22 protein-coding genes and 1 riboswitch are annotated in these 19877 nt (G+C 71.3%); of the genes, 9 read left to right on the top strand and 13 right to left on the bottom strand.

What is annotated here, in order from left to right; translation table 11 throughout:
* Positions 1 to 30: 30 nt before the first annotated feature.
* Positions 31 to 348 (bottom strand): hypothetical protein, encoded by a 318-nt coding sequence (locus NW895_RS20350; RefSeq protein ID WP_289937168.1) that lies wholly within the window; start codon positions 346 to 348, stop codon positions 31 to 33.
* Between the two features lie 125 nt (positions 349 to 473).
* Between NW895_RS20350 and NW895_RS20355 the strand changes: the two genes are divergently transcribed.
* Positions 474 to 1292, top strand: a complete 819-nt coding sequence (locus tag NW895_RS20355; protein WP_289937169.1) for a rhomboid family intramembrane serine protease — start codon at positions 474 to 476, stop codon at positions 1290 to 1292.
* 17 nt (positions 1293 to 1309) lie between these two features.
* Here NW895_RS20355 and NW895_RS20360 read toward each other — a convergent pair whose 3' ends face one another.
* Positions 1310 to 2062, bottom strand: coding sequence for a hypothetical protein (locus NW895_RS20360; protein ID WP_289937170.1), 753 nt, complete (start codon positions 2060 to 2062; stop codon positions 1310 to 1312).
* The gene (locus NW895_RS20365; RefSeq protein WP_289937171.1) at positions 2055 to 2636 is read right to left on the bottom strand and encodes a sigma-70 family RNA polymerase sigma factor; all 582 of its coding nucleotides are present in this window, start codon (positions 2634 to 2636) and stop codon (positions 2055 to 2057) included. Before NW895_RS20365 ends, NW895_RS20360 begins: the two co-directional genes overlap by 8 nt.
* Positions 2637 to 2780: 144 nt before the next feature.
* Between NW895_RS20365 and NW895_RS20370 the strand changes: the two genes are divergently transcribed.
* Complete coding sequence (locus tag NW895_RS20370; protein WP_289937172.1) at positions 2781 to 3260, top strand: cupredoxin domain-containing protein; 480 nt, start codon at positions 2781 to 2783, stop codon at positions 3258 to 3260.
* Positions 3250 to 3711, top strand: a complete 462-nt coding sequence (locus NW895_RS20375; protein ID WP_289937173.1) for a hypothetical protein — start codon at positions 3250 to 3252, stop codon at positions 3709 to 3711. Before NW895_RS20370 ends, NW895_RS20375 begins: the two co-directional genes overlap by 11 nt.
* Here the strand turns inward: NW895_RS20375 and NW895_RS20380 are convergent.
* Both NW895_RS20380 and NW895_RS20385 read right to left on the bottom strand, forming a co-directional pair.
* Complete coding sequence (locus NW895_RS20380) at positions 3688 to 4446, bottom strand: CbtA family protein (protein ID WP_289937174.1); 759 nt, start codon at positions 4444 to 4446, stop codon at positions 3688 to 3690. The two genes, NW895_RS20375 and NW895_RS20380, sit on opposite strands and share 24 nt — an antisense overlap.
* Positions 4447 to 4465: 19 nt before the next feature.
* The gene (locus tag NW895_RS20385) at positions 4466 to 4687 is read right to left on the bottom strand and encodes a CbtB-domain containing protein (protein WP_289937175.1); all 222 of its coding nucleotides are present in this window, start codon (positions 4685 to 4687) and stop codon (positions 4466 to 4468) included.
* Positions 4688 to 4749: 62 nt separating this feature from the next.
* A riboswitch (cobalamin riboswitch) is annotated at positions 4750 to 4834 on the bottom strand.
* A gap of 116 nt (positions 4835 to 4950) precedes the next feature.
* On the opposite strand from NW895_RS20385, the gene NW895_RS20390 reads away from it, so the two are divergent.
* Positions 4951 to 5505 (top strand): histidine phosphatase family protein, encoded by a 555-nt coding sequence (locus NW895_RS20390; RefSeq protein ID WP_289937176.1) that lies wholly within the window; start codon positions 4951 to 4953, stop codon positions 5503 to 5505.
* Between the two features lie 67 nt (positions 5506 to 5572).
* Here NW895_RS20390 and hemE read toward each other — a convergent pair whose 3' ends face one another.
* Positions 5573 to 6652, bottom strand: coding sequence for a uroporphyrinogen decarboxylase (hemE, locus tag NW895_RS20395; RefSeq protein ID WP_289937177.1), 1080 nt, complete (start codon positions 6650 to 6652; stop codon positions 5573 to 5575).
* Positions 6653 to 6775: 123 nt separating this feature from the next.
* Here hemE and NW895_RS20400 point away from each other — a divergent pair, with 123 nt between their 5' ends.
* The 3 genes from NW895_RS20400 to NW895_RS20410 all read left to right on the top strand — a co-directional run bounded on the left by NW895_RS20400 (position 6776) and on the right by NW895_RS20410 (position 9887).
* Positions 6776 to 7441: a DUF3000 domain-containing protein gene (locus tag NW895_RS20400; RefSeq protein ID WP_289937178.1), complete on the top strand. Its 666-nt coding sequence runs from the start codon at positions 6776 to 6778 to the stop codon at positions 7439 to 7441.
* Between the two features lie 298 nt (positions 7442 to 7739).
* Positions 7740 to 8402 (top strand): response regulator transcription factor, encoded by a 663-nt coding sequence (locus NW895_RS20405; protein ID WP_289937179.1) that lies wholly within the window; start codon positions 7740 to 7742, stop codon positions 8400 to 8402.
* A 204-nt stretch (positions 8403 to 8606) separates the two neighbouring features.
* Entirely contained in the window at positions 8607 to 9887 is a 1281-nt protein-coding gene (locus NW895_RS20410; RefSeq protein WP_289937180.1) for a ribonuclease D, read from the top strand.
* Between the two features lie 23 nt (positions 9888 to 9910).
* Here NW895_RS20410 and NW895_RS20415 read toward each other — a convergent pair whose 3' ends face one another.
* From NW895_RS20415 to NW895_RS20425, 3 genes are read right to left on the bottom strand one after another with little or no spacing between them, the layout of a single operon-like run.
* Entirely contained in the window at positions 9911 to 10741 is an 831-nt protein-coding gene (locus NW895_RS20415) for a carbohydrate ABC transporter permease (protein WP_289937181.1), read from the bottom strand.
* Entirely contained in the window at positions 10738 to 11685 is a 948-nt protein-coding gene (locus NW895_RS20420; RefSeq protein WP_289937182.1) for a sugar ABC transporter permease, read from the bottom strand. The genes NW895_RS20415 and NW895_RS20420 overlap by 4 nt, the downstream gene beginning before the upstream one ends.
* A gap of 1 nt (position 11686) precedes the next feature.
* The gene (locus NW895_RS20425; protein WP_289937183.1) at positions 11687 to 12997 is read right to left on the bottom strand and encodes an ABC transporter substrate-binding protein; all 1311 of its coding nucleotides are present in this window, start codon (positions 12995 to 12997) and stop codon (positions 11687 to 11689) included.
* Positions 12998 to 13149: 152 nt separating this feature from the next.
* Here NW895_RS20425 and NW895_RS20430 point away from each other — a divergent pair, with 152 nt between their 5' ends.
* On the top strand, positions 13150 to 15558 hold the full coding sequence (locus NW895_RS20430; RefSeq protein ID WP_289937184.1) for a glycoside hydrolase family 2 protein: 2409 nt from the start codon (positions 13150 to 13152) through the stop codon (positions 15556 to 15558).
* On the top strand, positions 15555 to 16610 hold the full coding sequence (locus NW895_RS20435) for a LacI family DNA-binding transcriptional regulator (RefSeq protein WP_289937185.1): 1056 nt from the start codon (positions 15555 to 15557) through the stop codon (positions 16608 to 16610). The genes NW895_RS20430 and NW895_RS20435 overlap by 4 nt, the downstream gene beginning before the upstream one ends.
* On the opposite strand, the gene NW895_RS20440 is transcribed toward NW895_RS20435, so the two are convergent.
* From NW895_RS20440 to NW895_RS20455, 4 genes are read right to left on the bottom strand one after another with little or no spacing between them, the layout of a single operon-like run.
* Positions 16582 to 17424 carry a class II glutamine amidotransferase gene (locus tag NW895_RS20440; RefSeq protein WP_289937186.1) on the bottom strand — a complete coding sequence of 281 codons (843 nt, stop codon included), beginning with the start codon at positions 17422 to 17424 and terminating at the stop codon, positions 16582 to 16584. The genes NW895_RS20435 and NW895_RS20440 overlap by 29 nt on opposite strands.
* A gap of 2 nt (positions 17425 to 17426) precedes the next feature.
* The gene (locus NW895_RS20445; RefSeq protein WP_289937187.1) at positions 17427 to 18863 is read right to left on the bottom strand and encodes a diacylglycerol kinase family protein; all 1437 of its coding nucleotides are present in this window, start codon (positions 18861 to 18863) and stop codon (positions 17427 to 17429) included.
* A gap of 17 nt (positions 18864 to 18880) precedes the next feature.
* Positions 18881 to 19327, bottom strand: a complete 447-nt coding sequence (locus tag NW895_RS20450) for a hypothetical protein (protein WP_289937188.1) — start codon at positions 19325 to 19327, stop codon at positions 18881 to 18883.
* A 34-nt stretch (positions 19328 to 19361) separates the two neighbouring features.
* Positions 19362 to 19829, bottom strand: a complete 468-nt coding sequence (locus NW895_RS20455) for an SHOCT domain-containing protein (protein WP_289937189.1) — start codon at positions 19827 to 19829, stop codon at positions 19362 to 19364.
* Between the last annotated feature and the right edge of the window lie 48 nt (positions 19830 to 19877).

Here is a 19877-nt window from a genome sequence, read left to right on the forward strand (position 1 = left end):
GCAGGCCACCCGCCTCCCGTCGGCGCGTCCCTACGCAGTCCCGTTGATCCGGTCGATCGCCTGCCGAGCCTGCTCAGCCGGCGGCCGGGACGGCAACGACGACACCGACGCGGCGGCAACGGCCGGCGGCTGCTCCCCCGCCGGCCGCGCGTGCGCGGCACTCCGCGTGGACCGCAACCGGTGGCTCACCGCCTCATCGAGAGTCACGGGACGCTGCATCTGCGAGGCCAGCCGTCCGGCCTCCTGGCCGAGCCTGGCCACGTCCTCCCACGGCAGCCTCACCACCAGGGAGAGCTCCGCCTCGCCGTCCGGCGTGGCGTGCATCGGAGGAGTAACTCGGTCGTTCATCGCCTGTTCCTCACGTCGTCCCCGCGACCCGCCTTCCCCGTGCCGCGGACGGTTGCCGAGACATACGCGCGTCCGGTCGGCCGCGTTCACCGATTCGCCGGCCGTATCGGGGGCACTAGTCCCTCGTGGTCATCCCGGTCCATGACGTGAACCCCGTGCGCCGCACCCCTTGGGTGACGTACGCGCTGCTCGCCGCCAACGTCCTCGTGTTCCTGTTCATGCCCGGCCTGGCCGGCTCCGTGGCGGGGGACAGCAGCCTGGCCCAGCTCTGCCATCTGCAGGCGTTCCTGGACCAGTACGCCGTGGTGCCCCGGGAGTTGATCCACCATCAGATGCCGCAGGTGGTGCCCACGGGCGACATCGGCATGGGCCCGCAGGGGCCGGGCTGCGTGGTCGGCCCGCCGGACTACGACAAGTCGCCGGAACTGAGTGTCCTCACGGCGATGTTCCTGCACGGCAGCTGGCTGCACCTGCTGGGCAACATGCTCTTCCTGTGGATCTTCGGCAACAACATCGAGGACCGGATGGGGCACATCCGCTTCCTGCTCTTCTACGCCGTCTGCGGATACGCGGCGTCCTACGGTTTCGCGCTGCTCAACGCCGACTCCGGCGAACCGCTGATCGGCGCCTCGGGGGCGATCGCCGGTGTGCTGGGCGCCTACCTGGTGCTGTACCCCAAGGCCCGCGTGTGGGTCCTCGTACCGTTCCTGATCTTCCTGCCGCTGAGGCTGCCGGCCTGGATCGTGCTGGGACTCTGGTTCGTGCTGCAGGCGGTGTACTCGTCCGGCGAGGGCGTCTCCGCCGCGGGCACCGTGGCGTACGCGGCACACATCGTCGGCTTCCTCGCCGGGATGCTGATCGCCTGGCCGCTGCGCCCCGGCACCCCGCCACCACCCGAACCACGCGGTGTGCTGTTCGGGAGGCGTGCACGGACGGGCTGGTGACAGGGCCGGGGCCGCGGTCACCGGTTCAGCCGTGCGTCGAAGTGGGCCGTGGCCAGGACGGAGCCGTCCGCGTCCAGCAGCCGGGCACCGGACACCGTGTCCGGGTCGACTCGCGTGGGGGCTCCCCAGTACCCCCGCCCGGCGTCGTCGAGGGCGAACTCCCCGATGTGCACCGACGTGCCGTCCGTACGCTCCAGCCGGCAGCTGACCTTTCCGGCCTCCGGGTATCCATCGCGCGAGCCTGCGGCCAAGGAGTCGGATCCGGACCAATCCCGGCCGAGGTCGACCGACATGTAGACCCAGCCCGGAGATCCGGTATAGGCGAAGATCCGGCCTACCGGGCGGTGGTCGAGGGCCAGCAGAGACGCTGCGAGCAGGCCGTGCTTCGAGCCGGGGGGCTGCGAACTCCGCGAGGAGGGAGCCGACGCTCCCTCGATGGCCGTACCGACGGCCCAGCCGCCGAAGCCGAACCCGAGGGCGATCGCGGTGGCGGCCGCGACCGCCACACGGGCCCGTGGTCGCCGCCGTCGCGCCGGCCGGCTCAGACGCAGGCCGTGCGTCACCCGTGTCTCGAAGCCGACGGGCGGCTCGCTGTCCGGCAGGAGAGAGAGCAGTCCGTCCGCGACGACCGTCAGTTGCCCGACGTGCTCCCGGCAGGCGGGGCAGCGGTCCAGATGGGCGATGGCCTCGGCGCGCTGCTGGCCGGGGAGGATACCCAGCGCCAGCTCGTCGGCGACGCCCCTCAGCCACGCGCAGTCCCTGTCAGTCATGATCGGCTCGCTCGGGTCCCAGAACCGTCCGCAGCTTCCCCATCGCCGCCCTGATCCGTGTCTTCGCCGTGCCCAGGGGGATCCCCTCGGACTCGGAGATCTGCCGTGCGGTCATTCCGTAGATCCCGGCCATGACCACGGCACGCGCCTGCTCGCGCGGCAGGCCGGCCACCGCGGCCCGTATCCGGGATGCCGTCTCGTCGGCCAGGGCCACCTGTTCGGGCGTCCGGGTCACGACGCCGAGCAGAGCGTCGAGGTCCTCGGGGGAGACCGGCGTGGCGTTGCGCGCGCGGACGGCGTCGACCGCCAGATTGTGCGTGATGGTCCCCAGCCAGGTCTTCACCGATCCGCGCCGGGAGTCGTAGACCTGCGCATGACGCCAAGCCCGTTCGAAGGTCTGCTGGGCGATGTCCTCGGCGAGCTGGGGGTCGTCGACGACAGCGATGGCGATACCGAAGACCATGCGCTGGAACCGGCGGACGAACGCGAGGGCGATCTCCGGGGCACCGCTCGCCATTCCCGCCAGCAGCGCCTCGTCCGAGAGCCGCCCGATGGGGAGGGCCAATCTCCGCATACCAGTGGATACGGCGGACCTCGCCGAACGGATTCCCCCGTTCCTGCGCGGGATCACAGCCCCATTCTCCCGCTTTCCGGAAATCCCCGGGCACGCTCCGCCCGTACCTCTGGTCAGGAACGATTTCTCGCGGAGGGCCGAGACATGGCGACGACGCTCATGACGTTCGTGCGCAGGAACGTCGGGCCCGGGCTGGCCGCCGGAGCACTGGCGGGCATCCTCGTGGCGTGCGGAGGCGGAAACGACGACGGTGCCGGCTCGACATCGTCGACCCCGGAACGGAGCGGCAAGCCGGGAACCACCCAAGTGGACGTCAAGATGACCGATTTCAAGATGCAGCTGTCCCGAGCGACGCTGAAGGCGGGTGAGCACACCTTCGTCGCCAGGAACGACGGAGACCACGACCACGCCCTGGAGATCGAGGGCGCCGGGACGGAGGAGAAGACGCGGACGCTGGAACCCGGAGAGTCGGCGAGCCTCACCATCACGCTGAAGGACGGCACGTACGAGGTCTACTGTCCTGTCGACGGACACAAGGACCTGGGCATGAAGACCGAGCTCACCGTCGGTGGCAGCGCCTCACCGGGCGGCGGCACCCGCACGACCGACGGCAATGGCTACTGAGCGCACGGTCGCGCTCATCGTGCTGCGGCTGGCCGCGGCCGGAACGGCCGTGGCCATGGGCGCGATCCACCTCCACCTCTGGTACGACGGCTACCGGTACCTGGACACGATCGGCCCGTTGTTCCTGCTCAACGCGATCGGGGCCGGGCTGCTCGCCATGTCGCTGCTGATCACACCCACCCGCCTCCTGTCCGTCCTCGCGACGCTGGGCACGCTCTTCACGGCCGGCACACTGGTGGCCCTGATCGTGAGCCTCACCTCCGGTCTCTTCGGGTTCCAGGAGACCCTCGACGCGAACCTGGTCGAGCCGACCCTCGCCGTCGAAGCCGCGGGGTGCGTTCTGCTGGTGGCGCTTGCCCTGCTGAGCCGTCATGGAGGTGCCCGTGCCGGTCGCGCCCCCGGCACGGGCCCCCGAACCGCACGTCGGTCAGACGACGGTGGGCGTCTTTGAAGCGGCGCCTCGGGCTGTCCGGTCAGCCTGCGGGTGCAGCACACGCCGGGCCAGGAACCCGAAGATCACCCCGAACGACGCCCAGAGCAGGGCCTGGATGCCGATGGAGGCCATGCGGAACTGCCACAACGTGCCGGCCGGGAAGTCCTTGGGCACTTCGTCGACCGCCGGCAGCACTGCCATGACAACCGAGACGACCACGATGAAGGCGGTCCCCGCGGCGACGGTGGCATTCCAGTTGCCGTACCGCGCGGCGAGGCGGCGGCCGAGGATCACCGCTGCGATGCCGAGGAGTACGGCCAGCGCGATCATGCCGAAGTACAGCGTGGTGCGCTTGCCGATGGTGTCCGGGTCGTTGGCGCCGGGCGGGTTGGCCGGGTACTTCAGGAACGGCACGAGATAGACCGTGACGAACGCGCTCCCGGCCACCAGGGCGGCGGTCGCCCGTGCGCCGAAACGGCCGACCCGCCCCAGGGCGAAGCAGAAGGCCAGCGCGGCGATGCCGCCCACCGCGGTCCCGAACACCAGTACCGCGGTCGCCAGGCCGGCGGTCGACTGCATGGCCCGGCTGACGATCTCGGCCTCGTGCTCGTGCGTGTGGGCGTCCTCGTAGGCGATGCCGGCGTTGACGCCCGGCTCGCCGATCAGGCGGGCCAGTCCGAAGGCCAGCAGGCCCGCGGCCAGGCCCGCGAGCATGCCGCGGACGAGCAGCATGCGGACGATCGCGGAGTTCATGTGGGCTGTCCCCGCCCGCTCAGTGGCAGGGGAAGCCGAGCAGGTGCCGGCCGTCGTGCACCCATTCATGGACGCCCGCGCCCGACAGGAGCGAGGTGGCGCCTTCCTCGGCACCGACGAAGTACAGCAGAACCAGCATCAGAAGGCCGAAGAACGCCGCCCACGGCAGAATCGCGCGTACGGGCAGCTTGGCCACGGTGGGCGGGGCAAGCGGGGCAGGGGTGATGGCGGACTGCGCCATGGCGGGCCTCCTTCGGGAACACGCGTCCCGTGATAGGTGGAGCACGCGACGACGGCGCGAGGGTCTGACTCACCGACAACGCCCCCCGGGAGGGCGGCTTGTTCGGCACACAGTGGCGCGACCGTGCCGGAGTTTCACCGGGCTTCCAGACGCACCGTCGTCCTTACCGTGCAGACGGTACCGGCCCGTGGACAACCGGCCAAGATGGCCTGCCTCACGCACCCGCGCCCACCACCCGCCGCACCAGGGCTAGCCTCGCGTGCATGACGATCCGGCTGACCCTGCTCACCCCTGCACTGGGACCGGCCGCCCGCCGGGGACGCATCGACGGCGGCGGTTCGCTGGACGAGAACGGACTGCGGCAGGCCCGGGCCATGGCTGCGCATCTGCCGCCGGCCGACCTCTGTCTCAGTGCCCCGTCCCGGCGGTGCACACAGACCGCCGACGCCCTCGGCGTGCAGGCTACGACGGAGATGGCGCTGCGCGAGCTGGACCTCGGTTCGTGGCAGGGCCGCAGTCTCGACGAGTTGGCCGCCACCGAGCCGGAGGCGTTGGCCGCCTGGACCACCGACCCCGCGGCAGCGCCGCACAGCGGCGAGTCCGTCATCGACCTGTGCCGGCGCGTCGCCGAGTGGCTGGACGGCCTTCCGGACGACACCGGCCGCCTCCTCGCCGTCACGGACCCGTCGGTGGCCCGCGCCGCCGTCCTGCACGCCCTGACAGCACCGGCGCTCGCCTTCTGGCGGGTCGACGTTCCTCCGCTGACCTGCGTTCAGTTCACCGGCCGGGCCGGACGCTGGAACCTCCGTATGCGGTGACACGAGGGGCCGGGCGGCAAGCACGACGACCCGCCCGTCATGGGGTGGCCGGCACCCTCGTGGAGACTCAGCGGGCGGTCTGCGTGTGGACGTACTCCACGAGCCGGGTCAGGGCGTCCGGGTCGGTGGACGGCATGACGCCGTGGCCGAGGTTGAAGACATGGCCCTCCAGTCCGGCGGCCGCGTCCAGGACCTCGCGGGTCTTGGCCTCGACCGCCTGCTGCGGGGCGAAGAGGATCGCCGGGTCGAGGTTGCCCTGGAGCGCCTTGCCGGGGCCGACGCGGCGAGTCGCCTCGTCGAGCGGGACGCGCCAGTCGACACCGACGACGTCCGCGCCCGCCTCGCCCATGAGGCCAAGGAGTTCGCCGGTGCCGACGCCGAAGTGGATGCGCGGGACGCCGTACCCCGCCACGGCCCGGAACACCTTCGCCGAGGCCGGCATGACGGAGCGCCGGTAGTCGACCGGGGAGAGCGCGCCGGCCCATGAGTCGAACAGCTGGACGGCGCTCGCGCCCGCCTCGATCTGCACCTTGAGGAACGCGGCCGTGATGTCGGCGAGGCGGTCGAGGAGGTCGGCCCACAGCTCGGGGTCGCCGTACATCATCGCCTTGGCGTTCTCGTACGTGCGGGACGGGCCGCCCTCCACCAGGTAGCTCGCGAGGGTGAAGGGGGCGCCCGCGAAGCCGATGAGCGGGGTACTGCCGAGCTCACGCGTGAGCAGGCCGATGGCCTCGGTGACGTAGGAGACGTCCTCGGGGGTCAGGTCGCGCAGCTGCGCGAGGTCCGCGCGGGTGCGGACCGGGCGCTCGACGACCGGGCCGACGCCGGGCTTGATGTCGAGGTCGACGCCGATGGCCTTGAGTGGGACGACGATGTCGCTGAAGTAGATCGCCGCGTCCACGTGGTGCCGGCGCACCGGCTGCAGCGTGATCTCGGTGACCAGCTCCGGCCGCATGCAGGACTCCAGCATCGGAATGCCCTCGCGCACCTTGCGGTACTCCGGCAGCGAGCGCCCGGCCTGCCGCATGAACCACACCGGTGTGTGCGGCACGGGCTCGCGCCTGCACGCCTTCAGGAAGGCTGAATCCTTGACCGCCTCGGACGTCGCTGTCGGCTGCCGGCTCGCGGGGCTCTCGTTCGCACTCACGTCGGCAAGTCTCGCACGGGCCCGGAACCGAGGCGGCCGCGCCCGCCCCTGCGGCAACCCCATCGCCGGGCAAGAGGGTGTCTTGCCCTGCGCCGGGCCCCCGTTCCCCTTAATCTTCCCCGCATGGCTGCGGCTCAGGGACGACTGTCGGACGGCGCTGGCGGAATGGACGAACCGAAGGACACCGAGGACGGGGGCACGACGGCACCGCCGCCCTTCCGGGCCGCCGTCGAGGCGCTGCGAGCGGCACGTCTGCGCCCGCAGATCGAGGTGGAGCCGACCCGGGCGCCCCAGCGGCTGGCGCCGCACGCGTACGCGGTGGAGGCCACGGTCGTCGACGGCGATCAGGACCTGGCCGACGGCCGGCTGGTGCTGCTGCACGATCCGGCCGGGCACGACGCCTGGCAGGGCACCTTCCGGCTGGTGACGCTGGTGCGCGCGGAGCTGGAGGCGGAGATGGCCGCGGATCCGCTGCTGCCCGAGGTCTGCTGGTCCTGGCTGACCGGAGCGCTGCAGGCACGCGGACTGACGTACGGCGAGCCGAGCGGCACCGTCACACGCGCCAGTTCCCACTACTTCGGGGGGCTCGCCACGCGTCCGGCGGCCTCGCAGATCGAGATCCGCGCCTCCTGGACACCGCGTGAGGGCCTGGGCGGCGTCCCGGACACCGCCGCCCACCTGGCCTCCTGGTGCGATCTGCTCGCCCAGGTCGCGGGCCTGCCGCCGGCCGGGCCGGGCGAGGCCTCGGTGGTCACGCTGCCGCAGCGGCGCGGGCCGCAGCCGCGCTGATCACTCCTGGGCAGGCCCTCTCGGACTCGATCATCCCCGTGTCCCCCTCCTCGTCCCCCACTTGGTCGAGTCACTTTGTCGATACGGAAATGTTCGGCCACTCAGCGACGTAGATCGAAACCGTTCGATCTTCGAATGATCGATCGCATGTCCGAATTGCGCGGATTGTTATCACCGAATCGTGATCATTCTCTAAAGGCGGACAGGTTCGGTGCCGAAGACGAATGTGACCTTGAAAGCACGTTTCGTCCCGGCTTCTCCCCCGCAAGCCGGCCCCGTCCCCCACCCAGGAGGCCTGGTGTCCGTTCTCCTTGAGCAGCCCGCAAGCCTGGTCGCCTACCGCCCGAACAAGCCGACCGCCATGGTGGTCGTGGCCGACCCGCGCGTCCGCTCCACCGTCACCCGCCACCTCTGGGCGCTCGGTGTGCGCGATGTCATCGAGGCCTCGACCATCGCGGAGGCTCGTCCCCGCATCGGCAACCCCCGCGACATCTGTGTCGCCGACGTCCACCTGCCCGACGGCTCCGGCCTCACCCTCCTGTCGGAGACCCGTGCCGCCGGCTGGCCCAACGGGCTCGCCCTGTCCGCCGCCGACGACATCGGTGCCGTGCGCAACGCCCTCGCGGGCGGCGTCAAGGGCTACGTCGTCACCGGCACCCGCACCAACGTCGGGCTCCCCACCCGGCCCGGTGCCGCCCCCATCGGCGCGGCCGCCGCCCGCCTGCACCGACGCCCCCCGGGTGCCCCGAGCCACCCGGGCGGCTATCGCGAGCTGTCCGGCCGCGAGGTCGAGGTGCTGCGGCTGGTCGCGGAGGGCCAGTCGAACAAGGCGATCGGCGTGTCGATGGGCCTGTCCGCGCTGACCGTCAAGAGCCACCTCGCCCGCATCGCCCGCAAGCTCGGCACGGGCGACCGCGCCGGCATGGTCGCCGTGGCCCTGCGGACCGGCATCATCCACTGACCCGTACGTTCCCTCCCACCGCCCCCTGTGTTCGCTCTCGACTGTTCGCCGGCGTGAACGGGACCGGCCGCCGCCCCCCGACCACGTCCTCCCCCGCACCGTGAACCGGACCTTTCGCCGACCTGACTGGTTTACGACCCCCGAGCGCCCGCCGACGGAACGTTCCATCGGCGGGCGCTGTCCATCCACGGATACCCTTGACATGTGACCGACGCCCACGAGACCGCAGCAGACAACTCACCGCGAACCACCGGAGGCGCCCCTCCGGACGACAACGGATCTTCTGCTACGGAGGCGCCGATCCCTTTGCTGGAGCCGCGTGACGGCATTCCACCGGTGATCGCCGACGAGGCCGCCCTCGCCGAAGTGATCGCCGCCTTCGCGGCCGGCTCCGGCCCCGTCGCCGTCGACGCGGAGCGCGCCTCCGGCTACCGCTACGGCCAGCGCGCCTATCTGGTCCAGCTGCGCCGCGAAGGCGCGGGGACCGCGCTGATCGACCCCGTGGCCTGCCCCGACCTGTCCGGCCTCGGCGCCGAGCTCTCCGGCGTGGAGTGGGTGCTGCACGCCGCCACGCAGGACCTGCCCTGCCTGCGCGAGATAGGGATGGTGCCGACGCGGCTGTTCGACACCGAGCTGGCGGGACGCCTCGCCGGGTTCCCCCGGGTCGGGCTGGGCGCGATGGTCGAGGGCGTCCTGGGCTTCGTACTGGAGAAGGGCCACTCGGCCGTCGACTGGTCCACACGCCCGCTGCCCGAGCCGTGGCTGCGCTACGCCGCACTGGACGTCGAGCTCCTCGTCGACCTGCGCGACGCGCTGGAGAAGGAGCTGGACCGGCAGGGCAAGCTGGAGTGGGCCCAGCAGGAGTTCGACGCGATCGCGTCGGCTCCGCCGCCCGAGCCCCGTAAGGACCCCTGGCGCCGTACCTCCGGGATGCACAAGGTGCGCCGGCGCCGCCAGCTCGCCGTCGTGCGCGAGCTGTGGCAGACGCGGGACCGGATCGCCCAGCGGCGGGACGTGTCGCCGGGCAAGGTGCTCTCCGACACGGCCATCGTCGAGGCCGCCCTCTCCTTGCCGGGCAATGTGCACGCGCTCGCCGCGCTGAACGGGTTCGGGCATCGCATGGGGCGGCGGCAGCTGGAGCAGTGGCAGGCGGCCGTCGACCGGGCCAAGGCCCTTCCCGACGCCCAGTTGCCGCAGCCGGGGCAGCCGGTGACCGGGCCTCCGCCGCCGCGGGCCTGGGCCGACAAGGATCCGGCCGCCGCGGAGCGGCTGACCGCGGCGCGGGCCGCCGTGACCGCGCTCGCCGAGCAGCTCGGTATGCCGCAGGAGAATCTGATCGCGCCGGATACGGTGCGCAGGGTCTGCTGGGAGCCGCCGACGGTCGTCGAGGCGGAGACCGTGCGCGCGGCTCTCGCCGGGTACGGGGCTCGGCCGTGGCAGGTCGAGCTGGTGACGCCCGTGCTGGTGGGGGCGTTGTCCGTCTGACCGCCGAGCGCCCTGCACAGCGTTCACCTCGTCGCGCCCCGCATGAAGCCGTTGTAGATGAAGCGCTGCAGGAACAGGAAGACGATCAGCGTGGGCAGGATGACCAGGACCGTCCCCGCCGAGATCGTCTCCCAGTGGGCCGCGAAGGGGCCCCTGAAGCGGAACAGGGACGTCGATATCACGCCAAGATCCTCCGACGGCATGTAGAGGAAGGGGATGTAGAAGTCGTTGTAGACGGTGATCCCCTTCACGATCACCACCGTCGCGATCGCCGGTTTCAGCAGGGGAAAGATGATCTTGCGGTAGATCGTGAAGGCGTTGGCGCCCTCCAGGCGGGCCGACTCGTCGAGGGAGATCGGGATGGACCGGACGAACTGCAGGAAGATGTAGATCGACACGATGTCCGTGCCCATGTAGAGCAGGATCGGCGCCCAGAGGCTGTCGAACATGCCGAAGCTGTTGACGATCTGGAAGGTCGCCACCTGCGTGGTCACGCCGGGGACCAGTGCGGCGACCAGGAAGAGGGCGACCACCAGCTTCTTGAAGCGGAAGGCGAAGCGGTCGATCGCGTACGCCGTCATCGAGCCGATGAGGACCGTGCCCCCGATGGCGAAGAGCAGGATGAGGGCCGTGTTGCCGAACGCGGAGAGCATCCGGCCGTCCTGGAACGCCGTCACGTAGTTGGAGAAGTTGAGCGGGTCGTCGGGGAGCGTGAGGGCTCCGCCGGAGTCCGCCATCTCCCGCTCGGACTTCAGGGAGGTCAGCAGCACCACGCCGAGCGGGAGCAGGACGACCGCCGCCGCGCCGGTCAGCGACAGGTACACGAGGGCGCGGGCCACCACACGGCGCGTCATACGAGGTCCACCTTGTCGTCGGGGACGAGGCGCCGCTGCAGCCACGTCACCAGCAGGATGATCAGCAGCAGCACGACCGCGGCGGCGGAGGCGAGCCCCGTCTTGTTGAAGCGGAAGGCCAGGTTCACCGTCTGGATCACGAAGGTCTCGGTGCCGGTGGCGCCGCCCGTCATGATGTACGGGATCTCGAAGGCCGACAGCGATCCGGAGACGGAGAGGATCACGGTCAGGGTCAGGACCGGTTTGATGCCGGGCGCGATGATGTGGCGGAACTGGTGCCAGCGGTTCGCGCCGTCCAGTTCGGCCGCCTCGTAGAGCTCCCCCGGGATGGACTGGATCGCGCCGAGGAACAGGACGAAGTTCAGGCCCATGTAGCGCCAGAGGGAGACGCCGGCGAGCGAGACGTTCGCGGACGTCGGCGAGCCGAGCCAGGCGTGGTCGGTGGAGTGGCCGAACAGCCCCAGCAGCGAGTCGAGGGTGCCGCCGTCCTGGAAGAAGTAGAGGAAGACGAAGCCGATCGCGACCCCGTTGATCAGGTACGGGAAGAAGAGCACGCCCTTGAAGAAGTTCCGGAAGCGGACGTTGAAGGACAGGATCGTCGCGAAGTAGAGGGCGGCTGCGATCTGGACGGCTGAGGCGGCCAGGTAGTAGCCGCTGACGAAGAAGACCCGGAAGAGGTCTTCGCGGGTGAAGAGTTCGGCGTAGTTCTCCGCGCCCGTGTAGTGCAGTTCGGGGTTGACGCCGTCCCAGTCGGTGAAGCTGTACGCGACCATGTTGGCGATCGGCGCGTAGGTGAAGACGATCAGCAGGGCGAGCGGGGCGAGCAGGAAGAGCCAGGGGGTGACCCCCCGCCACACGCGGGCCCGGCGCGGGGCCGGGGCCGGGACGGCGGGTGCCGCCTCCGCCCCGGCCCCGACCGCCGCCTTCTCGGTGGTGTCCGTCATCTCAGGAACCCACGTTCTTCTGCGCCTCGGTCCAGCGCTTGCTGAGGTCGGCGAAGAAGTCGTCCAGGCTGCCCTTGCGTGCGCCGCGGGCGAGGTCGACGAGGTTCTGGCGGTATTCGGGGGCGTAGATGCCGACCTCGGACTCGGAGTCGATGAGCTTGACCTCGGCGCCCTTGGTGTCGTCCAGCTCGATGAACTTCACGCCCGCCTCCTCGTACGGCTTCAGCACGTCGGGCAGCGGGTCGGCCTTGAGCGGGGAGATGGACAGGTTGTCCTCGGCGTAGCCGGACTTCTCGGTGAACCAGTCGATCCAGGCGCGGGCCGCCGCCTTGTGCTCGGAGTGGACGTTGACGGCCTGGTTGTAGTCGGGGGAGAGAATCGCGCAGTGCTTGCCGTCCGTCCGGGCCGGGAAGGGCATGAAGCCGATGTCGTCGGGGTTCGCGCCGGCCTTCTTCGCCGCGTCCTGGAACTGGATGATCGCCCATGAGCCGAGCCACTGCGTGGCGATCTCGCCCTTCGCCAGCCGGGGCTTGGACTCCTCCCAGTTGCTGGTCGTCGGGTCCTTCTCGACCAGCCCCTCGCGCACCATGTCGTACAGCAGGGTGTCGCCCACGCGCAGGTCGGCGCCCTTGGCCCAGGGGTCGCCCTCGGCCAGCTTGGTGGTCGCCTCGGGGTCGCAGTGCAGGGAGCCCTTGGTGTCCGTCCACTGGGAGAGCGGCCAGCCGGCCGCGAAGTTGGTGTAGTACGGAATCGCGTCGGTCTTGGACTTGATGGCCTTCAGGGCGGTGAGGAACTCGGCCGGTGAGGTGGGCCAGTCGGTGACGCCGGCCTCCCGCCAGACCCGCTTGTTGTAGAGGAACCCGGGACTCACCCCGACCGGGGTCTGCCCGTAGACCTTGCCGTCGACCGTGGTGAACTCGGTGAAGCGGTACTTCTTGCCGCGCTCCTCCTGGGTGCCCAGCGAGGCGAAGAACTTGGGGTAGTCGCTCTTCTTGATGACCGCGGGGATCATCAGCACGTCGCCGTAGTTCTCCGTGTTCATACGGATCTTGACTTCGGACTCGTAGTTGGTGAGACCGTCGAACTCGACCTCGACCTTCGGATAGGTCTTGTTGAACTCCGCGGCGTACTTCTTCAACGTGCCGTCCTGCACGAGGTCGGTGCGCTGGGTGAGGACCGTGATGGTCCCGCTCACTTTCGACGGGTCGTCGGGCGCCTTGGCATCCGCGCCCCTCGACGTTCCTCCGGTGCCGGTGCACGACGAGAGCAGCAGGGCTGCTGCGGCGATGGCGAGGACTGTGCGGCGGTTCATGTGCGTCAGCTCCGTTCTTGGGACGGACGAGCACGAGCGGGTTGGCTGGTTCGGCACTCTGACAGCGCTTTCCTTAACCGGTAAAGTCCCTATCCCGCCAAGGTTGCCGGAAGGCGTCCGCGTCACGTGGTGGACCGGTTTAGGGAGTGCGCATGCTTCAGGCCACACCGCTCACCGAGGGATGGGTCCTGCGACACCCGGAAGGCACCGGGGATGTGATTCCCGCCGTGGTGCCCGGCTGTGTGCACACCGATCTCCTGGCCGCGGGAGTGATCCCGGACCCGTTCCTCGGCCTGGGCGAGGCCGAGGTGGCGTGGGTGGGGCGGCGGGACTGGACGTACGAGACCGACCTGCGGGCGGCACCGGACCACGGGCAGACCGGACACGAGCAGACCGGACACGAGCAGACCGACCTCGTCTTCGACGGCCTCGACACCGTGGCCGAGATCCTGCTCGACGGGCGGCTGCTGGGACGGGTGCGGAACATGCACCGCTCGTACCGCTTCGACGTGACGGGGCTGAGCGGGCGGCTCGCGGTGCGGTTCGCCTCCGCGTACGCCGAGGCCGAGGCGGTGCGCGGCCGGCTGGGTGAGCGGCCGGCCGCCTACGCCGAGCCCTACCAGTACGTCCGCAAGATGGCCTGCTCCTTCGGCTGGGACTGGGGCCCGACCCTGGTGACGGCCGGTATCTGGCGGCCGGTCCGGCTGGAGCACTGGTCGACGGCCCGGATCTCCCGCGTACGTCCGCTCGTCACCGTCGAACAGGGCACCGGGTGCGTCGAGTTGCACGTCGACGTCGAGCGGGCCCGGGTCGAGGCGCCACTCGCCGTCGAGGCCCGGGCCGGCGGTGCCCGGGCGCGGGCGCAGATCGACGGGACGTCCGGGGTGGTACGCGTCGACGTGCCGGACGCGGAACCGTGGTGGCCGCGCGGGTACGGCGAACAGCCCCTGTACGACGTCGAGCTGACGCTCCTGCACGGGGAGGACGCGCTCGACGTCTGGCGCCGGCGGATCGGCTTCCGGACGGTCGAGCTGGACACCTCGGCCGACGCGCACGGCACCGGGTTCACCCTCGTCGTCAACGGCGAGCGGCTCTTCGCGCGGGGTGTCAACTGGATCCCGGACGACGTCTTCCCGTCCCGGATCACCCGCGAGCGGTACCGGGAGCGGCTGACGCAGGCCGCCGGCGCGGGCGTGGATCTCGTACGGGTCTGGGGCGGCGGGATCTACGAGAGCGAGGACTTCTACGACGCGTGCGACGAGCTGGGCCTGCTGGTCTGGCAGGACTTCCCGTTCGCGTGCGCGGCCTACCCGGAGGAGCAGCCGCTGCGGGGCGAGGTGGAGGCCGAGGCGCGGGAGAACGTCGTACGGCTGATGCCGCATCCTTCGCTGGTGCTGTGGAACGGCAACAACGAGAACCTGTGGGGCTTTCGGGACTGGGGCTGGGAGCAGCGGCTGGCCGGGGACTCCTGGGGGGAGGGGTACTACCTCGGCGTTCTGCCGCGGGTGGTGGCGGAGCTGGATCCGACGCGGCCGTACACGGCGGGCAGTCCCTGGTCCGGGTCCTGGCGGCACCATCCGAACGATCCGGCGCACGGCACCCACCACTCCTGGGAGGTCTGGAACCGGGAGGACTACGCGGACTACCGGCTGAACGTGCCGCGTTTCGTCGCCGAGTTCGGCTGGCAGGCGCCGCCGGCGTACGCCACGCTGCGGCGCGCGCTGCCCGGGGAGGACCTGGCGCCCGACTCCCCCGGCATGCTGCACCACCAGAAGGCGGAGGACGGCAACGGCAAGCTGGAGCGCGGGCTCGCCCGGCACTTCACCGTGCCGGAGGGCGACTTCGACCGCTGGCACTATCTGACGCAGGTGAACCAGGCGCGTGCGGTGGCCGCCGGGATCGAGCACTGGCGGTCCGGCTGGCCGGTGTGCGCGGGCACCGTCGTCTGGCAGCTCAACGACTGCTGGCCGGTGACCTCGTGGGCCGCGATCGACGGGGACGGGCGCGAGAAGCCGCTGTACCACGAGCTGCGGCGGCTGTACGGGGACCGGTTGCTGACCCTCCAGGGGCAAGGCGGCGGTCTGCTGCTGGCCGCCGTCAACCAGGCGGCGCGGGAGTGGTCGGGGACGGTGTCGCTGCGCCGGATGTCCGTGGAGGGGGCGGTGCTCGGGGAGGCGCGCCTCGGGCTGGCGGCCGGGGCGCGGACCGTGGCCCGCGTCGGTGTCCCCCCGGAGCTGGAGCCCGCCGGGCCGAAGGAGTTCCTCGTCGCGGACGCGGACGGGCTGCGCGCCCTGCACTTCCCCGTGCCGGACCGCGACATCCCGTACGTGCGGCCGGAGTTCGACGTGGCGCTCGCGCCGGGCGGAATCACGGTGACGGCCCGCACTCTCGTACGGGATCTGCTGCTCCAGGCCGACCGGCTGGACCCTGATGCGCGGGCCGACCGGGGGCTGGTCACGCTGCTCCCCGGCGAAGAGGTGACCATCGGTGTGCGCGGCTGGAGGACTCCTGATCCGGCCGCGGCTCGTTCAGCCCTGTACTGCATGGAGCCCGGCCGATGACGGCGACCCCGACCCCCCGCGTCACCATCAAGGACGTCGCCGCGCGCGCCGGTGTGTCCAAGGGGGCCGTGTCCCTCGCCTTCAACCACAAGCCGGGGCTGTCGGAGGCGACCCGGAACCGGATCTTCAAGGCCGCGCGGGAGCTGGGCTGGGCGCCGAACCTCACCGCCCGGACGCTGGCCGGCTCGCGCGTGGACGTGGTGGGGCTGGCGATCTGCCGGCCCGCCCGGCTGCTCGGCCTGGAGCCCTTCTACATGGAGTTCGTCTCGGGCGTGGAGAGCGTCCTGACCGAGCGGTCCTGCTCGCTGCTGCTGCGACTGGTGCGGAGTGTGGAGGAGGAGGTCGGGCTGCTGGAGTCGTGGTGGCGGGGGCGGCAGATCGGCGGGTCGATCCTCGTGGACTTCCGCGACGACGACCCTCGGGTGCCCGCGGCCCGGCGGCTCGGGCTGCCGGTGGTCGCCGTCGGGCACCCCTCGCTGACCGGCGGGCTCACCTCCGTGTGGACCGACGACACCACGGCCGTGACGGAGGCCGTGCGGTATCTGGCCGCGCTCGGGCACCGGCGGATCGCCCGGGTCGGCGGCGCGGCGGCCCTCGGGCACACCTGCATCCGTACGGCCGCGTTCGACGAGGCGGCCAGGACGCTGGGGCTGGCCGGGGCCTGGCAGGTCGCCACCGACTTCTCCGGGGACGCGGGCGCGCGGGCCACACGGTCCCTGCTCAGCGCCGCGCCGCCGGACCGGCCGACGGCGATCGTGTACGACAACGACATCATGGCGGTGGCGGGGCTGTCGGTGGCCGCGGAGATGGGTCTGAAGGTCCCCGAGGACGTCTCCCTGCTGGCCTGGGACGACTCCCAGCTGTGCCGTCTCACCCACCCGACGCTGTCGGCCATGAGCCACGACGTCCACGGCTTCGGCGCGGAGGTGGCCCGGACCCTGTTCGGGGCGATCACGGGGGAAGGGCCGGGCTCACATCCGGTGCCGACACCGGTGCTGACCCCGAGGGGATCCACGGCACCGCCTACGCGGCCTGCGGGACCTGCGGGCTGAAGGGGTGCAGATCGTCCTCTCCGGGCTGGACGACGCAGTAGCTGCTGTCGGGAACCTCGTTCCACGCGCCGGGGAGATCACCGAGGGGCTCGGACACGATGAGGCGGGTCTCCTCGGACACCTCCCGCAGGAACGCCAGGTCGGGGTGGAGTGCGCGCAGTGTCTCGACCTCGGTGCTGAAGAAGAGGGAACGTGAGGCGCCCTGGCTGGAGTAACGGAAGGCCCACAGCCGCTGTCCGTCGGCCACGGCGACCGTCATCTGCAGCGGGAACTCGACGCCGTGCCGGTGACCGGTCTCCTCCACCAGGCCGGCCATCCGCTCGACCGCGCCCGGCGGGTCCTGCTCCAGGCCGAAGGTGAGGGCGAGGAAGAACATCATCTCGGAGTCCGTCGAACCCTCGATGCCGGAGAAGAGATCCGGGTCGACGGCCAGGGCGAGGTCGCGCCGGACCCGCTGGAACTCGGCGATCGCCCCGTTGTGCATCCACAGCCAGCGGCCGTGGCGGAACGGGTGGCAGTTGGTCTGCTGCACCGCGGTTCCGGTCGTGGCCCGGATGTGGGCGAAGAAGTGCGGGGAGCGGACGTGGCCGGCGATCTCCCGCAGGTTGCGGTTGCTCCACGCCGGGCCGGTGTCCCGGACGACCGCGGGGGTGTCGAGGCCCGGCTGGTACCAGCCGACGCCGAACCCGTCGCCGTTGGTCGTCTCAACGCCCAGCCGGGAGTGCAGGCTCTGGTCGATGAGCGAGTGTTCGGGCCGGTAGAGGATGGTGTCGAGCAGGACGGGTGTTCCCGTGTACGCGAGCCAACGGCACATGGCTACCGCCTCCCGGTCTGGTGCGCGGGTGAGCTGCGGGCTGCCCTGGCACCGGGCGGCCCGCCGTACGCGGCCCGGCCGCCGCCCGAGGCCGGCGGACCGAGCGCGAGCCGTGTGACGCGGGGCCAGTCGGCCGCCGGTCTGCTCAGCGCTGTGCCCGGGCGGTCGCGCGGCACCCGCACGCGCAGCGCGGCCGGTGCGATGCGGCAGACCACGGGCGTCGGCAGCAGCACGTGTTCCCCGTCGATGCCGGCCGGGACGGTGTCCGTGTCCGCTTCGACGACCACCTCCCGCGCGGTGAGCCGCAGCAGGCTCCCCGAACGGGTGCCCCGCACGATCCTCGCCGCCTGCGCGGTCGTGCGGACCCGTACGCACAGCAGGCCGAGCAGCCCGGAGTCCAGCCGCTCCCTGCGCCCCAGGCGGGCCGAGTCGACGGCTCGCCGGTAGGGGTTGTTGCTGACGAGCAGTGCCTGCAGTTCGTCGGCGCGCGTGTCGCCGGCCCGCATCCGCAGCCTGGGCGCGTCCGGGCCGGTCAGGAGGCCGGGCAGCGTCTGCAGGGTCGTCTGCACCTTCTCGTCGCGGTAGGCGGGCTCGCCGACGACGGCCGCGTACGTACCGAAGGAGGCGTTGTTGACGAACACCCGGCCTGCGGCGAACCCGAGATCGACGCGGAGGTCGACGCCGTCGGTGAGGGCGTCGAGGGCCGCCGCCGGATCGTCGCGGTCGAGTCCGAGGTCGAGGGCGAAGTGGTTGCGGGTGCCGGCGGGAATCACCATGAAGGGCAGATCGTGCCGCGCCGCCACCTCGGCCACCAGGGCCTGGGTGCCGTCGCCGCCCGCCACCGCCAGCAGGTCGGCCCCCTCGCTCACGGCCTGCCGGGCCAGCCCGGCCGCGTCCTGCGGTCCGGCGCCCAGCAGGACGACACGCGCGCCCGCGGCCCGTGCCTTGTCCACCAGGTGGAAACGGCCCACCTTGCCGCCGCCGGAGCGCGGGTTCATGAGGATCCAGGGGTCGTGGGGCGCCTCGGCGGGCTCGTGTTCGCGAGCGGAGGGGCCGGGCCACGGTGCCACGGCGCCCCGGGCCGCCACCTCGGCCAGCACCCACAGGGCCAGGGCGAGGAGGGCCGGGGCCAGCAGACCGGACGCGGCGTACAGCGCCAGCACCGTGACCGGCGCGAACACGCACAGGGCCACTCCGGCCATCCGCACCACACCGGTGTGGGCCAGCGTCCACCACGTCCCGACGGCGAGGAGGGACAGTCCCGCGAGACCGACCAGCAGCCAGAGCACGCTCAGCAGACCGGCGGCGACCAGCGGAACCAGCACTCCGGCCAGGAGCAGGAGCAGGGCCAGACGCGCCCGTCCCACGTGGCCCCGGCCGGCGGCCGGGCCGGAGGGGGCCGCCGTGGGCCCTCTCGCCTGCGCGCCCTGCCCTTCCATGGGAGGCACTTCTTCCCTCAGACCTCGCGTCCCGGGCGCTCGAACGGGTCGAAGGACTCGTCCTTCCGTGCCACACACAGAGCCCAGATGACGAACCCGGACATCGCGATCATCACGACCGACCACACCGGGTAGTACGGCAGGGAGAGGAAGTTGGCGATGATGACGAGTCCCGCGATGGCCACACCGGCGACGCGCGCCCACATCGATGCCTGGAACAGCCCGAAGCTGACGATCACCGCGACCACGCCCAGGATCAGATGGACCCAGCCCCAGCCGGTGAGGTCGAACTCGAAGACGTAGTTCTCGGTCGTGAGGAACACGTCGTCCTCGGCGATCGCCGCGATGCCGCGCAGGACGGCGAGTATCCCGGCGATCATGAGCATGACGGCCGCGAAGGCCATCAGGCCGGTGGCCCACGCCTGCTTGGTCGTCCGCGCGTGCGGGGGGTGCGTGGCGGTCATCTGATGCCTCGTTTCGGTCTCGTCCGGTGCGCTCTCAGCGACCGCGACCGGGGGTGTGGGGGACGGTGGACGACTGGTCAGAGGGGCCGGAGCCGCTCAGAACCAGTTCCTTGGCCCGGCGGAACTCCTCGTCCGTGATGTCGCCCCGGGCACGGATCTCGGACAGCCGGGCGAGTTCGTCGACGCTTCCGCCGCCGCCCTGGGCGGTCTCCCGGACGTACCGGTCGAAGGCCGCCTGCTGCTCACGTGCCTGCGCCACCTCGCGGCGGCCCATGTCCTTGCCCCGGGCGATCACGTAGACGAACACGCCGAGGAAGGGCAGGAGGCAGACGAACACCAGCCAGCCGGCCTTGCCCCAGCCGCTCAGGGTGTCGTCCCGGAAGATGTCGAGGATGATCCGGAAGAGCAGGACGAACCACAGGATCCACAGGAAGATCCACATGACGGTCCAGAAGGCGCTCAGCAGCGGAAAGTCGTACGCGAGGTTCATCGGCCCACTCATGTCTCTCCTCCGTCCGGGAGCGGGCACGGCAGCTGTTCCGTGTCCGTC

The organism is Streptomyces sp. S.PNR 29 (assembly GCF_030386795.1).
Lineage (GTDB): Bacteria > Actinomycetota > Actinomycetes > Streptomycetales > Streptomycetaceae > Streptomyces.

Excerpts from the sequence above, each read along its gene's own strand:
- NW895_RS20350 (WP_289937168.1), bottom strand. The coding sequence starts at position 348 with ATGAACGACCGAGTTACTCCTCCGATGCACGCCACGCCGGACGGCGAG.
- NW895_RS20360 (WP_289937170.1), bottom strand. The coding sequence starts at position 2,062 with ATGACTGACAGGGACTGCGCGTGGCTGAGGGGCGTCGCCGACGAGCTG.
- NW895_RS20365 (WP_289937171.1), bottom strand. The coding sequence starts at position 2,636 with ATGCGGAGATTGGCCCTCCCCATCGGGCGGCTCTCGGACGAGGCGCTG.
- NW895_RS20370 (WP_289937172.1), top strand. The coding sequence starts at position 2,781 with ATGGCGACGACGCTCATGACGTTCGTGCGCAGGAACGTCGGGCCCGGG.
- NW895_RS20375 (WP_289937173.1), top strand. The coding sequence starts at position 3,250 with ATGGCTACTGAGCGCACGGTCGCGCTCATCGTGCTGCGGCTGGCCGCG.
- NW895_RS20380 (WP_289937174.1), bottom strand. The coding sequence starts at position 4,446 with ATGAACTCCGCGATCGTCCGCATGCTGCTCGTCCGCGGCATGCTCGCG.
- NW895_RS20385 (WP_289937175.1), bottom strand. The coding sequence starts at position 4,687 with ATGGCGCAGTCCGCCATCACCCCTGCCCCGCTTGCCCCGCCCACCGTG.
- NW895_RS20390 (WP_289937176.1), top strand. The coding sequence starts at position 4,951 with ATGACGATCCGGCTGACCCTGCTCACCCCTGCACTGGGACCGGCCGCC.
- NW895_RS20400 (WP_289937178.1), top strand. The coding sequence starts at position 6,776 with ATGGCTGCGGCTCAGGGACGACTGTCGGACGGCGCTGGCGGAATGGAC.
- NW895_RS20415 (WP_289937181.1), bottom strand. The coding sequence starts at position 10,741 with ATGACGCGCCGTGTGGTGGCCCGCGCCCTCGTGTACCTGTCGCTGACC.
- NW895_RS20420 (WP_289937182.1), bottom strand. The coding sequence starts at position 11,685 with ATGACGGACACCACCGAGAAGGCGGCGGTCGGGGCCGGGGCGGAGGCG.
- NW895_RS20425 (WP_289937183.1), bottom strand. The coding sequence starts at position 12,997 with ATGAACCGCCGCACAGTCCTCGCCATCGCCGCAGCAGCCCTGCTGCTC.
- NW895_RS20430 (WP_289937184.1), top strand. The coding sequence starts at position 13,150 with ATGCTTCAGGCCACACCGCTCACCGAGGGATGGGTCCTGCGACACCCG.
- NW895_RS20435 (WP_289937185.1), top strand. The coding sequence starts at position 15,555 with ATGACGGCGACCCCGACCCCCCGCGTCACCATCAAGGACGTCGCCGCG.
- NW895_RS20440 (WP_289937186.1), bottom strand. The coding sequence starts at position 17,424 with ATGTGCCGTTGGCTCGCGTACACGGGAACACCCGTCCTGCTCGACACC.
- NW895_RS20445 (WP_289937187.1), bottom strand. The coding sequence starts at position 18,863 with ATGGAAGGGCAGGGCGCGCAGGCGAGAGGGCCCACGGCGGCCCCCTCC.
- NW895_RS20450 (WP_289937188.1), bottom strand. The coding sequence starts at position 19,327 with ATGACCGCCACGCACCCCCCGCACGCGCGGACGACCAAGCAGGCGTGG.
- NW895_RS20455 (WP_289937189.1), bottom strand. The coding sequence starts at position 19,829 with ATGAGTGGGCCGATGAACCTCGCGTACGACTTTCCGCTGCTGAGCGCC.